This is a genomic window from Paraburkholderia susongensis (genome assembly GCF_900177725.1).
In the GTDB taxonomy this organism is placed as follows: Bacteria; Pseudomonadota; Gammaproteobacteria; order Burkholderiales; family Burkholderiaceae; genus Paraburkholderia; species Paraburkholderia susongensis.
Genome location: NZ_FXAT01000006.1, coordinates 36,587 through 49,719, shown reverse-complemented (window position 1 = coordinate 49,719; position 13,133 = coordinate 36,587). Strand labels below are relative to the sequence as shown.

Sequence of the window (13,133 nt, the reverse complement as noted above, 5' to 3'; positions counted from 1 at the left end):
AGTTCATGGAGCGCTTCGATTACGTGATCGTCGGCGGCGGATCAGCAGGCTGCGTGCTCGCGCACCGGTTGTCGGCGGTGACGTCGCTGCGCGTCGCGTTGATCGAAGCGGGCATCGACACACCGCCAGGCGCCGTGCCCGGTGAGATTCTCGACAGCTACCCCATGCCTGTCTTTTGCGGCGAAAAGTACATCTGGCCGGACCTGAAGGCGCAGGCGACGCGCGGCGCGACGGTGCGCGTCTACGAGCAGGGCAAGGTGATGGGCGGCGGGTCGAGCATCAACGTGCAGTCGGCCAATCGCGGTCTACCTCGCGATTACGACGAGTGGGCGGCAAATGGCGCGGCGGGCTGGGCCTGGCATGACGTGCTGCCGTATTTCCGCAAGCTCGAACGCGATGTGAATTTTCCGGATGGCGAGTTGCATGGGCGCGATGGTCCCGTGCCGATTCGCCGCATCATGCCCGAGGACTGGCCGCCGTTCTGCCGCGCATTCGAAAAAGGACTGCGCGCGCAGGGTCTCGCGATGCTGCGCGATCAGAACGCGGAGTTCGATGACGGCTTTTTTCCGGGCGCGTTTTCGAATGCCGACGATCGGCGTGTTTCGACGGCTGCGGCGTATCTCGACGAACCGACGCGCAAGCGCGCAAACCTGCGAATCTTCGCTGAGATGCGGGTTGAGTGCATCGTGATGCAAGGCTCGGCAGCGCGCGGTGTCGTCGCGCTCACGCGTACCGGTGAACGCGTGCGGTTCGACGCGAGCGAAGTGATTCTCTGCGCAGGCGCTTTGCAATCACCCGCGATGCTGATGCGCGCGGGCATCGGTGCGAAGCAGGAACTCGATACGCTCGGGATCGAATGCCGGGTCGATCTGCGCGGCGTCGGGCGCAATCTGCAGGATCATCCGTCGCTCACGTTCTGCCATTTTCTCGCGCCGCCATTTCGGATGCCGTTGTCGCGGCGGCGCGCAAGCATGATGGCCGCGCGTCTGACGTCAGGCGTGGACGGCTGCGAGGTGTCCGACCTCTATCTGTCGAGCGCGACGCGCGCCGCATGGCATGCGCTCGGCAACCGCCTGAGACTGTTTTTTCTCTGGTGCAACCGGCCTTATTCGCGTGGCCGCGTGCAACTCGTTTCATCCGATGCGGCCATTGCGCCGCGCGTCGAACTCAATCTGCTCGACGATGCGCGCGATCTCGAACGGCTTGCTGCCGGCGTGCGGATGCTTGCGCGCGTCGTCGAAGCATCGGGCCTGAGCGGCGACTCGCGCGACTTCTTTCCCGCGGCGTTTTCGCCGCGCGTGAAAGCGTTAAGCCGTGTCGGATCGGGCAATGCGATGTTGACGTCGTTGCTCGGCGTGCTGCTCGACACGCCCGCGCCATTGCGGCGCGCGCTGATCGGACGATGCTTCACGCGCGGTCAACGCATGTCCGCGCTGCTCGCCGACGAACGCGTACTCGCGGACTACATCCGCGCCAACGTGTTCGGCGTATGGCACGCGAGCGGGACATGCCGGATGGGCGATGCGCGCATGCCGGATGCCGTTACCGATACGCAAGGCCGTGTGCATGGCACGCAAGGACTGCGTGTCGTCGATGCATCGCTGATGCCGCGCTTGCCGTCCGCCAATACGAATATCCCGACCATCATGATCGCCGAGAAGATCGCCGACGCGATGGTCATGCAGCGACGCAAGGGATACACGGCACACGCGGTGCCGCTTGTCCCGACGCAATAGAAGTTTTTCATTCGCCAACATTTTCACTAACGCCAATCAGAGCACGCAAGCAAGGTGCCTCATTCATCGGGCTCGATGACAAACGCGCCCGATGACCATTCAAGGAGATGAATGATGTCCGTAGCAGCGCAAAATGGCGCCGCCGTGCCGGCTATCGACCAGCGGCAGGTAATGGGCGCGGTGTTCGCCTCATGTCTGGGCTGGGCACTCGATCTGTTCGACCTGTTCGTACTGTTGTACGTCGCGCCTGTCGTCGGGCGCCTGTTTTTCCCGTCCGAACACGCGATGCTCTCGCTCGCAGCCGTCTATGCATCGTTCGCGGTCACGCTGCTGATGCGTCCGCTGGGCTCGGCGCTGTTCGGCTCATACGCGGACCGTCACGGACGCAAGGGCGCGATGATTATTGCCGTGGTGGGCGTCGGCCTGTCGACGGCCGCCTTCGGCGCGTTGCCGACGGTTCATCAGGTAGGGCTCGCCGCCCCCGTCATCTTTCTCGCGCTGCGGCTCGTGCAAGGCGTGTTCGTCGGCGGCGTGGTGGCGTCGACGCATACGATCGGCACCGAATCCGTCGCGCCGAAATATCGCGGCGCGGTGTCCGGGCTGATCGGCGGCGGCGGCGCGGGGATGGGCGCGTTGCTCGCCTCGCTCACGTACCTGGTGATGTCGTCGCTCTTTCCGGGCGCCGCGTTCGAAACATGGGGCTGGCGCTGCATGTTCTTCACGGGCATCATCAGCTCGGTGCTGGGTCTCTTCGTGTTCAACAGTCTCGAAGAGTCGCCGCTGTGGAAAAAGCTCGCTGCGGAAAAAGCCGCGAAAGCCGCTGCGCAGAACCACAACGCAAGCGCCGAAATCGTGCGCTCGCCGTTGAAAACGCTGTTCTCGCGCGACTATCGTTCAATCCTGTTCGTCAACCTGCTGCTGACCATCGGCGGCGGCAGCGGCTACTACCTGACGTCGGGCTATCTGCCGACCTTCCTGAAAGTGGTGAGCCACGCGCCGGACGGCGCAACGGCTGCGATCCTGGTGATCTGCAGTGTCACCGTCGTGATCGTATCGGTGGCGGCGGGGCATCTGAGCACGTTCATCGGACGCAAGGCGGCATTTGTGTGGATCGGGCTGATTCGACTCGTCGCGCTGCCCGGTATCTTTCTGCTCCTGCCCACCGCGCAAAGTGTCACGATGGTCGGCGTCTATGCAGTCGTGTTGAGCGCGCTAGGCAGCGCGGGTTATGCGCCGATTCTGATCTTCCTCAACGAGCGCTTCCCCACTGCGATCCGTGCCACGGGAACGGGTCTTTCGTGGAATATCGGCTTCGCGATCGGCGGGATGATGCCGACGTTCGTGTCGCTGGTCGCCAGGGAAACGAGCCAGTTGCCGGTCACGCTGGCGATCTTCGTCGGCGCGATCAGCGTGATCTTCCTGATCGGCGCGTTCATCGTGCCGGAAACGCGCGGCCGCCTCGAACACGCCGCATTGCGCCACTAGCCGGGCGTCACGCCCGTCGTCACGCGGCGAATCTCGTCGGCGATGATATCGATCAGGGCTTGCGCGGCGGGCCCGATCGGGCGCTTCGGATGCGACACCTGAACGATCTGCCGCAGGATCGGCGGCGATGCGATCTTGTGCGCGCGCAACGTGCCTTCATCGACTTTTCGCTGCACGACGACGCGTGGCAGGATCGTCGCGACGTTGCTTTGCTCGACGAACTGCACGATGGTGCTCAGCAGATCGATTTCGAATGTCGGCTTCATCACGATATTCGCGGCCATCAGCATGGCATCGAGCACGCCGCGCAGACCGTTGCGCCGCGTCGGCAGGACGAGTTCCACATCGGGCGGATGCGCGAGATCGATGGCCGCCGGCAGATCGATGCTGCACTTGAGGCCCGTTACGTAGACCATCTCTTCGATCAGCAGCGGCTGCATGTCGAGCGAGAGCCGTCCGCGCGGCTTGTTGATGATCGCGGCGTCGAGCCGTCCCGCTTCGACGCCGTCGATCAGCTGGGCGCTGAAGCCATCGGCCACCGACACCTCGACCTGAGGAAAGAGCGCATTGAACTTCGCCAGCGACCCGGCGAGCACGCTCTCCGTTTCCGAGGCGACCATGCCGAGCGACACGCGGCCCGTGACGATCACATCCTGGCGGCTCAACTGGACGCGCGCGTTCTCGACGTCGCGCATGATCGGTGTGTAGAGTCGGTACATCAGACGGGCCGCGTCGGTCGGCGTCATGCCGTGCGGGCCGCGCTCGAAAAGCACTTGCCCCAGCTCGGTTTCGAGCTTCGAAATCTGCATGCTGAGCGCTGGCTGGACGATATTCAGCCGCCTGGCCGCGCGTGTTACCGAGCCGTCCTCGAACAGCGCAATGAAATACTGGATTTGCTTGAGGTCCATGCAACGCAGGCTCAGACGGAAGGTTCTTTCGCATCAACGCGGTCAAGTGAAATCCGTCGGACCGCAACGCATGACGAGCATGATGGCAAAGACGCCGCCGCCGCGCAAGGCACTGCCTGAGAGCGTGGCAAACCACGGGCGTCCATGCATGACAACGCCCCCTTCCCCGCTCAGCGCTCCCTCGAATGCGCCGCAAGCATCAGCTGATGACGTGCTTCGGTTGCATCGTCGGCGGGGAACATGCATTCGAGGCGCAGCTCCTGCGCGGCGATGTTTTGCGGCGTTCCCACGGTCGAGACCAGCGAGAAATAGCGCAGCACCACGCCCTCGTTGACGAAGCCTATCGGAACGACCGGCATCGCGGGTGTGGTGGACGACCCGTGATGCGTCTTCCAGTCGCGCGGCACGTCTGGATACGCGAGCAGTTCATCGAACAGACGCTTTGTGTTGTCGTCGACCACGTGACCTACCGATTCGCGATACACCCGTTGCAGCAGACTTCGCGCGACATCGTCCCAATCGGCCACGAACGGGCGCATGCCCTGCGGATCGAAGATCAGATGCAGCATGTTGCGCGGCCCCTCGCGCGCCGCCATGTCGATGAAACAGTTGAAAAAGCGCGGTGCGGCGTCGTTGGTCATCAGCACGTTCCAGCTGCGGTCCATCACGATCGCGGGAAACGGCTCCTGCTGGCGCAGAACCCGTTCGAGCGCACGCACGACGCTGTGCATTTCCTGCGCATTCCACGGCGCCTCCGAGTAAATCGGCGCGTAGCCCGCGGCGAGCAGCAGCGCATTGCGCTCGCGTAGCGGCACGTCGAGCGTTTGCGCAAGGACCAGTAGCGTATCGCGGCCCGGCACGCTGCGCCCGCTTTCGATGAAGCTGATCTGGCGCTGCGAGACACCGGCATCGAGCGACAGATCGAGTTGACTCACGCCACGCACGTCACGCCAATAGCGCAACAGATTGCCAAGCTCACCTTCCTGCGCTTTTGGATCGTGACTCGTGGCATTCATCGCATTTTCCTCATCTGGATACGTGCACAGGGTTGCTTCAGCGCGTGGCCGCCTGCCAGGCAAATTCCTCGAACGGCGCTTCGAGCGGCGGCTGAGTCACGCTGCCGGTGTAGTTCGTGATGGTCGATGCGGCGCTCACCGCGATGACCTCGAGTATCTGCTCCGGGTGAAGCCTGCTTCGAGAATCAGCGCCGGTGAAGCGGCCATCCTGGCCGCGATGTTCGGGATCAGGTCGAACGCCTGTTGCAGTTTCCGCGCCACGAATTCAAACATCGGTATAGACCTGCATTGCAATTCGCTTGCTCTGCGGCTCGCCCTCCGAAATCTGAATCAATGTGCAAGGACGGCGCTCCGGTTGCGCCATGCCCGGCATCCACACCCAATAGTGATTGCCCGGCAAGCCGTTGACCGCCACTACGTGATGATTGCCTGCGGCATCGATCGCGTGGATCGTGACCCGGCTGATCAGTCCGCCCTTCAGCGCGCGCATATCGTCGACGGCTTCGCTCACTGCGCGCTCGACGCTCATCCCCATCTTCATGTAGAGAACCACCGCGCGCGCCGTGCCCGCGCGGATCGTCATTTCACCCGCACCCGTGCATGCGCAAGCGCCATAGCGGCTATCGGCATACGAGCCCGCGCCGATCACAGGGCTATCGCCGAGACGGCCTGGATATTTCCACCCCCAGCCGGAGGTGCTCGTTCCTGTCACTACGTTGCGCGCGCTGTCAAGTGCGAGAAACACGGTCGTGTCTTTGCCGATCTCGGGATCGACCGCATCGTGACAGTAGCGTTCGAGCGGCACGTTCGGCCACGCCGCTTTGTCCGCCGCACTCACTTCGCTGTCGAACCAGCGCGCGTAAGCCTTGCGCGAGTGCTCGGCGAGCAACTCGCATCGCTCGGCGCCCGTTTCGGCGGCAAAGCGCGCGGCGCCGTCGCCGATCAGCAGTTCGTGCGGCAAGCGCGCCAGCACGGAGCGCGCCACGCTCACTGGATGCCTGAAGCCCTTGAGCCCGCCGACAGCGCCGGTGCGCAACGTCGAGCCATCCATCACCGATGCGTCGAGTTCGACCTCGCCAAGCAGATTCGGCCAGCCGCCGCGACCGACAGTGCGGACCTCTTCGTCGTCCTCGACGAGGCGGATGCCAGCCTCGACCGCGTCGAGGCCATTTCGGCCCTGCTGCAGCAGTTCCGCAGTTACGCCAATGCCGGATTTGCCTTCGTTATTGGTCAGAATAATCATAGGTGGTCAGAAAAATAACGGACTCCAGTCACAGCCCCGGACGAAAATCCTTGTTCCAGAAGTCGAGCATCTTCGTTTTGTTCTTCATCAGCAATGCAAAATCAACTGGCACGATCCGCTCGAGTTCCTTGCTCGAAAACCCGACCGCCTGCTGCAGCGACGGCGGCAGATTCGCATTCGTAATTGTGGGCGCATAGCCCATCGTCTCCGCGAACGCGTGCTGTGCGCGCGGATCGAGCATCGCGTTCAGGTACGGGAACGCGCACGCGGGCGCTTTGCTGCCAGCTGTGAGCGCGGCCTCGAACGTGGCGGGCAACGCGCCCTCTTTCGGAAATACATAATCGACAGCGAGTCCCGCTTTTTTCCACTGCAGCGTGCGCGCCTTCCATGTCACGGTCACGACGATTTCGCCGCTCTTCAGCGCCGACGCCAGTGCATCGACCGACGGATACACCCTCGGCGAGGCATCGCGCAACGAGCGCAGAAACTTCTGCCCGAGCGCGAGATCGCTTGCCTGTCCGCCGGATGCGAGCGCACCCGCTAGCGTCAGATAGTCATACTGATCGTCCACGAGACCGATTTTCCCCTTGAAGGCGGGGTCGAGCAGCGCGGCAAGACCATCGGGACGCGTGCGAACCCGGTTCGTATCGTAGACGAGCACGAGCGCGCTAAAAATATGAGGCACCGCGTAGCTGCGCTTGAATTGCGGAATCACATTCGCTAGGTTCGGCAATTGCGCTTCGTCGAGTTTCGCGGTCGTGCCTTCGGAGTACATCTGGAACATGTCGTTGTCGCGCAGCACCGCGATATCCATGGTGCTGCGCCGGCCGTGCGCTTCGGCGCGCATCGTGGTCTGTCTCTCGAGCGCGCTGCCCACCGCATAGGTCACGGAGACGCCGGCAGGCGTGACGAGAGGATCGATATTCTGTTGCAGGAGACGTTGATAATCACCTCCCCACGTTCCCACCACGACCCGGCCCGAGCAGGCGCCGGCCGCGTTCGCCTTCAGCGCGAACGGACCGAGCGCGGATGCGGCGACGAGCGTACCTGTGGATCGAAGAAACCGGCGGCGTGGGCTGTTGATGTCGTTCATGCATTCGCTCCAGGAGAAATGCGATTTGGAAAAAGCAATGTCGAGCTTCGGCTGTCTGATCTGAAGCTGGTTTGATGTTGTTTGTTTGATGTTGTTTTCAAGGGGAAACAGAAACAACTCAGATCGCGGCGCCCAGCCGCGCGTTCACGGCCGTCAGCACTTCCTCGAGCGACGCCTCCATCACCCGCGACAACTCGTCGAGATGAGGCGCCGGCGCGGCGCCATGCGGCGTGATCTTCAGCGTATAGAACGGCATCGAATGCTCGAAGCGCCGCAGGATCAGATTCGAGTCGAGGAAGTCGTAGGCCGATACGGGATGCAGCAATCCGATCCCGAGACCTTCCTTGACCATCGTGGCGATGTTGACCGAATACGGCGCGCTCGCCACCACTTGCGATTGCAGTTGGCCCGTTGCGAAAATCTGATCCATGCCCCAACGCACCAGTTCGGGCAGATCGTACGAGACGATCGGCTGCCCTTTCAGGTCCGCCACTCTGATGACCTTGCGCTTGCCGAGCGGATGACCCGCGGGCAACGCGCAAATCGCGTCGAGTTGCGCGAAGGCGACCGAATCCGTACCGTTCACGTCGACGGTATTCGTCACGAGACCGAGCGCGAGTTGACGCGACACCACCTGGTCGCGAATCAGCGCCGACGCACCCGTCGTCAACGCAATCTGCACCGCCGGATGGCTGCGATGAAAGTTCGCGATGACGCGCGCGAAATAGCCGAGCCCGAACGACACCACCGAGCCGACACGAATCACCGCGGTGGATGGATTGCGCAAGCTCAGTGCGAATTCGCGAATATTGTTCAGGCCTGCGTAGCGTCGCTCGACTTCCTCGAACAGCGCCAACGCTTCGGCGGTCGGTTCGAGCCGTCCGTGGCTGCGATCGAAGAGCGTGAGATTGATCGAGCGCTCCAGATCGGTAATCAGGCGGCTGATACCGGATTGCGATGTACCGATGACCTGCGCGGCGCGCGTCGTCGTGCGTGTGAGCATCAGCGCCCTGAATGCGTCGATGTGCCGAAAGTCCATCCATTCTCTCCGGATTGCATGGGCCGCCGGCGCTTTCCGCTCCGGTCCGCGCTCCCGCTCTCGCGGGAGCGGCTCGCACATCACGCCGGCAATTCAAAGGCATGAATTTTACCGCCCTTCATCACGACCGGAATCCGTTCGCCCTGACCCAGCAGACAGTCGAGCGAGGCGAGCGGATTGCCGTCGACGACGAGCATGTCGGCATGCGCGCCCGGCACGATTTCTCCGAGCTGCCCGGTCTGCCCGAGCACCTGCGCGCCGACCACGGTGGCGCTGCGCAGGATCTCGAGCGGCGACAGCACTTCGCTGCGCAGGCGGAATTCGTCGCTTTGCAGACGCTGCGATTCGCCGAGCAGATCGGTGCCGAACCCCATCGGCACGCCTGCCGCGCGGAAAATTTCGAGCGAACGCAGACCCGCGTGCCGCACGCTTTCGATCTTCGCGACGCTGTCCGCCGGCAAGCCGAGCGCTTCGCCCTCGTTCGCGAGTGCGTCGTAGGTGACAAGCGTCGGCACGGCAAACGCGCCCTGCTCCGCCATCACGCGCGCGGCCGCCGCGTCGACGAGATTGCCGTGCTCGATCGTGCGCACGCCGCAGCGCACTGCGCGCGTGATCGCCTCGGCCGTGTACGCATGCGCGAGCACATAGGTGCCGCGCGCTCGCGCCTCGTGGACGATCGCGCGAATCTCGTCTTCCGAATAGCCCCAAGCGCCCACCGGATCGGTCGGCGATGCGACACCGCCCGAGGCCATGATCTTGATCTGGTCGGCGCCCATCTGCAGCTCTTCGCGCACGGCGCGGCGCACCGCATCGACGCCATCGGCCACACGCGACACCGCACCGACCCGCGCGCAGCACGAGCATGGGCTATCCGTGCCGATGTAGTCGCTGCGCCCGCGCATGTCGCCGTGACCGCCGGTCTGGCTGATCGCGCGCCCCGAAACGAAAAGCCGCGGCCCTTCCGCGAGCCCTTGCTCGATGGCCTGCTTGAGCGCGAAGCCCGCGCCGCCCGCATCGCGCACGGTCGTGAAGCCGCGCCTCAACATGCCTTGCAGCAACGGCAACGACTTCAGCGTGACCAGCACGTTCGGCAAGTTCACCTGCTGCGCGAGATTCAATTGCGTCGCATGCACGTGCACGTGCAGATCGATCAGGCCAGGCATCAGCGTCTTGCCGCGCACGTCGATCTCGCGCGCCGACGCGCTGCTGATCGGGCGATCCGAGACTTCCTTGATGCGTCCGTTTTCCACGAGCACCGCGTGATCCTCACGCAACTCGCCGGCAACCGGATCGAGCAGCGCGCAGTGCGAAAACAGAATCGACTCCATCATTTCTCCTCCCGGGTAGCTCCCGGTTGTCTCCAGCGTTGAGGGATCGCGAAGGCCGCGCGGCTCAGTCGATCGTTGCGTGCGCGAGCGTGCGCGGCGTCCTGGTCAGCAATTCGGGGGTCGCACCGGTCACGACGGAATCGTCGAGCCGGAAACCGCCCAGGCCGTAGACATAGATGCCCGGTTCCGCCGAATAGACTTCGTTGTCGAGCAGCGGACGGTGATTGAAGGCCATGTCGTCGGGATATTCGTGGCCGATGATGCCCATGCCGTGCCCGGTGCGATGCCGGATGTACTGGCCGCATCCGGCCTGTTCGATCACGGCCTGAGCCGCCGCGTCAATGCTGGAAACCGGCTGGCCGGTCACGGCCGCCGCGACAGCGGCCTCGTTGGCTGCGCGCGCCACTTCGTGAAAGCGTGCCTGGTCGGCACTCGGCTTGCCGCAAAACCAGGTCCGCTCGTTCTCGATCACGAGACCGTTCAGGCGTGGAATCACGATGTTGACGAGACCGTCGCCCGCCTTGATCTGTGCGCCACACGACGCGCCGTCGCCGTGGGGTGACGCCGACGCCGGGCCGGACAAGGTCCAGCAGCGCATCACCTCGAGGTTTTCGCCGGGAAAGCGGCGCGCGCCTTCGGTCACCATCAGCGAGGCCATCTGGTAGTCGAGTTCCTGAACGAGCCGCCCGGGCCGGATGTTCTCGCGATAACGATCCTGGACCCAGTCGGCGAGACTCGCGGCGGCCCGCATGATCTCGATCTCCTCGGCATGCTTGACCCAGCGCAACGAGCGCAGCTCGGCGAGCATCGGCAGAAGCTTCGCATCGGCCAGCAATGACGCGGCACGGCCAAGCGGACCGCCCGCCGCCTCGACGCCGATGCGCGACGCACCGAGCCCGGCGGCACGCAGACGCGCGGCGATCAGCTCGGGCACTTCCGCAAGCAAAGGCTGCCGCTCGATCACGCGCGGATGCTCGGAGTAGAACGAAATATTCTCGAGCCAGAGATGACCGCGTTCGCGCGCCATCATCACGTGATGAGTCGACAGCTCGTTCATGATCGCGAATGGCTCGCCGGAGAGCGGCACACACACGGCGATCGGCCGTTCCCACGTTTGCACGTCGACGTGGAAATTGGTCGCCCACTGGAAGAAGTCGGCCGAAGTGAAGATCAGCGCATCAACCCGTTGACGCTCCATGAGCGTTTTCATCAGGCGATGACGGTAAGCGCGGGTCTGTTCAGTGAGTATGGGCATCGATATCTCCATCAGGATCACGAATTGAAGAGAGGTGCGTCGCACGGGCAAGCCCGTGGCGCCCGGACTGTTTCAGGTCATCATCGTCTTTGCGTAGCGGCGTTGAATGATCCAGTGCGACAACAGCGCAAGCGCGAAGGTGACCACCATCGACACCAGCGAAAGCACGGCGCCGAACGGCCAGTTGTTAGCCTTGGCGATCTGGTCGTAGATGGCGGGTGTCATCATCGTGATGCCGGTGCCGCCGAGCAGCACCGGCGTCGCGTAGGCGTTCATGCAGAGAATGAAGACGAGCATCGTGCCGGCCGCGACGCCCGGCGCGGCGATCGGCAGCACGACGCGCGCGAGGGTCTGACCGAAGCTCGCGCCGAGATTGCGCGCGGCTTCCTCGATCGAGAAATCGAGCCCTTCGAGCACGCTCTGCAAGGTCAGGATCATGTACGGCAGCACGACGGCGGTCGTGCCCGCGATCACCGCGAAGGGCGTATACAGCAGCCGAACCGGTTGATCGACCACACCGAGCGCAAGCAGCAGCGCATTGACGAAACCCGCGTTGCCGAGCATGACCATCCATCCCGCCGCGCGCACGACGTTGCCGACCAGTAGCGGAAACACCAGCAGCATCACGAGCTGGCTCTTGTAGCGGCTTTGCGTTTTCGCGAGCACGTATGCGACCGGAAAGCCGAGCACGAGCGACAGCGCAGTACACAGCGCCGCAACCTTGATCGTGGTCCACAGCACCGCGTGATAGTACGGATCGGTCAGAAACTGAAGGTAGTTCTCCAGTGTGAACGCCGCCTGCATCATCTGGACCGAGTCGAAATGATTGAAGCTGTAGCGCACCAGCTGCACGCCCGGCAACACGATCACGAATATCACGACGAGCGTCGCGGGCGAAGCGAGCAGGCCTGCGGCGAAATCGCGGCGCCGCGGCGCGGCGTCCAGTGCTGTCGTCGTCATGGTTCAGAGCCCCGGCTTGAATTCCTTGTTCCAGAAGTCGAGCAGTGCCGGCTTTTCCGCGGTGAAGCGCGCGTAATCGACCTTCACGAGCCGGTCCAGTTCGGCGTTCGTGAAGCCGACACTCTGCTGCAGCGTCGGCGGCAAGGACGCATCGGTCACTGTCGGCGCATAGCCCATCGTCTCGGCAAAGCCCACCTGCGCACGCGGATCGAGCATCGCATTCAGATAGTTGAAACCGCACGCGCGCGACAGCGCATTCTTCGGCACGGCGGCCTCGAACGTGACGGGCACGCCGCCCTCTTTCGGGAACGCGTAGTCGACCGGCACGCCGCCCTTCTTCCACTGCAACGCGCGCGCTTTCCACATGCAGGTGAGCCAGATTTCGCCGCTCTTCAATGCCGACGCCACCGCTTCATTGGACGGGTAGACCTTCGGCTGCTGCTTGCGCACTTCGCGCAGAAACTGGATGCCCGCCGTCGTATCGCTGTTGTGCTGGCCCGCCGCGAGTGAGGACTGCAACACGTTGAAGTTGTAGAGAATGTCGGAAAAGCCCACACGTCCCTTGAGTTTTGGATCGAGGGCGACCGCGAGCGAGTCGGGCTTCGCAGAAAATTTCTCGGGGTTGTAGACGATCACCATCGCACTGAAGATGTGCGGGATCGAATACGGACGACGCAGCGCCTCGATGGTGCGCGACGAGCTCGGCACCAGCTTCGTGTCGAGCGGTTCGAGCACGCCGGAACGATTGATGTCGAACATGTCGATGTCGGCGAGACAGGCGACGTCGAGCGAACCGCGGCGCGACATTTTTTCCGCGCGCAGCTTCGTCATGCGGCCGATCTGGTCCGCCGAATCATAGGTGACGCGCCCGCCCGCGGCTTCGATGATCGGTTTGCCGATGTTCTGTTCGAGCAGGTTCATATAGTCGCCGCCCCACGTGCCGACGACGACGTTGGGACAGGCATCGGCCGCGAATGCCGTGCGCGGATCGAACCCGAGCGAGGGAGCGACGAGCAGGCCCGAAGCAGCTTTCAGAAACGTGCGGCGCGTGATTGGATAGCTCATTTTAT

The 13,133-nt window shown here is 63.5% G+C and carries 11 protein-coding genes and 1 pseudogene; 2 read left to right on the top strand and 10 right to left on the bottom strand.

Annotated elements, in window-relative coordinates; translation table 11 throughout:
• Positions 1-5 precede the first annotated feature (5 nt).
• On the top strand, positions 6-1,736 hold the full coding sequence (locus B9Z01_RS19170) for a GMC family oxidoreductase (protein ID WP_085485862.1): 1,731 nt from the start codon (positions 6-8) through the stop codon (positions 1,734-1,736).
• Positions 1,737-1,850: 114 nt separating this feature from the next.
• Positions 1,851-3,221: an MFS transporter gene (locus tag B9Z01_RS19165; RefSeq protein ID WP_085485860.1), complete on the top strand. Its 1,371-nt coding sequence runs from the start codon at positions 1,851-1,853 to the stop codon at positions 3,219-3,221.
• Here the strand turns inward: B9Z01_RS19165 and B9Z01_RS19160 are convergent.
• The 10 genes and pseudogenes from B9Z01_RS19160 to B9Z01_RS19115 all read right to left on the bottom strand — a co-directional run bounded on the left by B9Z01_RS19160 (position 3,218) and on the right by B9Z01_RS19115 (position 13,128).
• Positions 3,218-4,129 carry a LysR family transcriptional regulator gene (locus B9Z01_RS19160; RefSeq protein ID WP_085485858.1) on the bottom strand — a complete coding sequence of 304 codons (912 nt, stop codon included), beginning with the start codon at positions 4,127-4,129 and terminating at the stop codon, positions 3,218-3,220. The genes B9Z01_RS19165 and B9Z01_RS19160 overlap by 4 nt on opposite strands.
• Positions 4,130-4,299: 170 nt before the next feature.
• On the bottom strand, positions 4,300-5,145 hold the full coding sequence (locus tag B9Z01_RS19155) for a helix-turn-helix domain-containing protein (RefSeq protein WP_085485857.1): 846 nt from the start codon (positions 5,143-5,145) through the stop codon (positions 4,300-4,302).
• Positions 5,146-5,182: 37 nt separating this feature from the next.
• Positions 5,183-5,308: pseudogene (locus B9Z01_RS19150) on the bottom strand (carboxymuconolactone decarboxylase family protein); the annotation flags it as partial.
• A 102-nt stretch (positions 5,309-5,410) separates the two neighbouring features.
• Positions 5,411-6,388 carry a glycosylasparaginase gene (locus B9Z01_RS19145; protein ID WP_085485855.1) on the bottom strand — a complete coding sequence of 326 codons (978 nt, stop codon included), beginning with the start codon at positions 6,386-6,388 and terminating at the stop codon, positions 5,411-5,413.
• A 28-nt stretch (positions 6,389-6,416) separates the two neighbouring features.
• Positions 6,417-7,481 (bottom strand): ABC transporter substrate-binding protein, encoded by a 1,065-nt coding sequence (locus B9Z01_RS19140; RefSeq protein ID WP_085486501.1) that lies wholly within the window; start codon positions 7,479-7,481, stop codon positions 6,417-6,419.
• Between the two features lie 118 nt (positions 7,482-7,599).
• On the bottom strand, positions 7,600-8,520 hold the full coding sequence (locus tag B9Z01_RS19135) for a LysR substrate-binding domain-containing protein (protein ID WP_085485853.1): 921 nt from the start codon (positions 8,518-8,520) through the stop codon (positions 7,600-7,602).
• Between the two features lie 80 nt (positions 8,521-8,600).
• A complete protein-coding gene (locus tag B9Z01_RS19130; RefSeq protein WP_085486499.1) occupies positions 8,601-9,848 on the bottom strand; it encodes a metal-dependent hydrolase family protein in 1,248 nt (415 codons plus the stop codon).
• A gap of 64 nt (positions 9,849-9,912) precedes the next feature.
• On the bottom strand, positions 9,913-11,103 hold the full coding sequence (locus tag B9Z01_RS19125) for a M24 family metallopeptidase (protein WP_085485851.1): 1,191 nt from the start codon (positions 11,101-11,103) through the stop codon (positions 9,913-9,915).
• A 72-nt stretch (positions 11,104-11,175) separates the two neighbouring features.
• Positions 11,176-12,063, bottom strand: a complete 888-nt coding sequence (locus B9Z01_RS19120; RefSeq protein ID WP_085485849.1) for an ABC transporter permease — start codon at positions 12,061-12,063, stop codon at positions 11,176-11,178.
• A 3-nt stretch (positions 12,064-12,066) separates the two neighbouring features.
• Positions 12,067-13,128 (bottom strand): extracellular solute-binding protein, encoded by a 1,062-nt coding sequence (locus tag B9Z01_RS19115; RefSeq protein WP_085485847.1) that lies wholly within the window; start codon positions 13,126-13,128, stop codon positions 12,067-12,069.
• Between the last annotated feature and the right edge of the window lie 5 nt (positions 13,129-13,133).

What these genes read in the sequence shown, in the direction of transcription:
- B9Z01_RS19140 (WP_085486501.1), bottom strand. Translation starts at nt 7,481, where the DNA reads ATGAACGACATCAACAGCCCACGCCGCCGGTTTCTTCGATCCACAGGT.
- B9Z01_RS19165 (WP_085485860.1), top strand. Translation starts at nt 1,851, where the DNA reads ATGTCCGTAGCAGCGCAAAATGGCGCCGCCGTGCCGGCTATCGACCAG.
- B9Z01_RS19135 (WP_085485853.1), bottom strand. Translation starts at nt 8,520, where the DNA reads ATGGACTTTCGGCACATCGACGCATTCAGGGCGCTGATGCTCACACGC.
- B9Z01_RS19145 (WP_085485855.1), bottom strand. Translation starts at nt 6,388, where the DNA reads ATGATTATTCTGACCAATAACGAAGGCAAATCCGGCATTGGCGTAACT.
- B9Z01_RS19155 (WP_085485857.1), bottom strand. Translation starts at nt 5,145, where the DNA reads ATGAATGCCACGAGTCACGATCCAAAAGCGCAGGAAGGTGAGCTTGGC.
- B9Z01_RS19115 (WP_085485847.1), bottom strand. Translation starts at nt 13,128, where the DNA reads ATGAGCTATCCAATCACGCGCCGCACGTTTCTGAAAGCTGCTTCGGGC.
- B9Z01_RS19130 (WP_085486499.1), bottom strand. Translation starts at nt 9,848, where the DNA reads ATGGAGTCGATTCTGTTTTCGCACTGCGCGCTGCTCGATCCGGTTGCC.
- B9Z01_RS19170 (WP_085485862.1), top strand. Translation starts at nt 6, where the DNA reads ATGGAGCGCTTCGATTACGTGATCGTCGGCGGCGGATCAGCAGGCTGC.
- B9Z01_RS19125 (WP_085485851.1), bottom strand. Translation starts at nt 11,103, where the DNA reads ATGCCCATACTCACTGAACAGACCCGCGCTTACCGTCATCGCCTGATG.
- B9Z01_RS19160 (WP_085485858.1), bottom strand. Translation starts at nt 4,129, where the DNA reads ATGGACCTCAAGCAAATCCAGTATTTCATTGCGCTGTTCGAGGACGGC.
- B9Z01_RS19120 (WP_085485849.1), bottom strand. Translation starts at nt 12,063, where the DNA reads ATGACGACGACAGCACTGGACGCCGCGCCGCGGCGCCGCGATTTCGCC.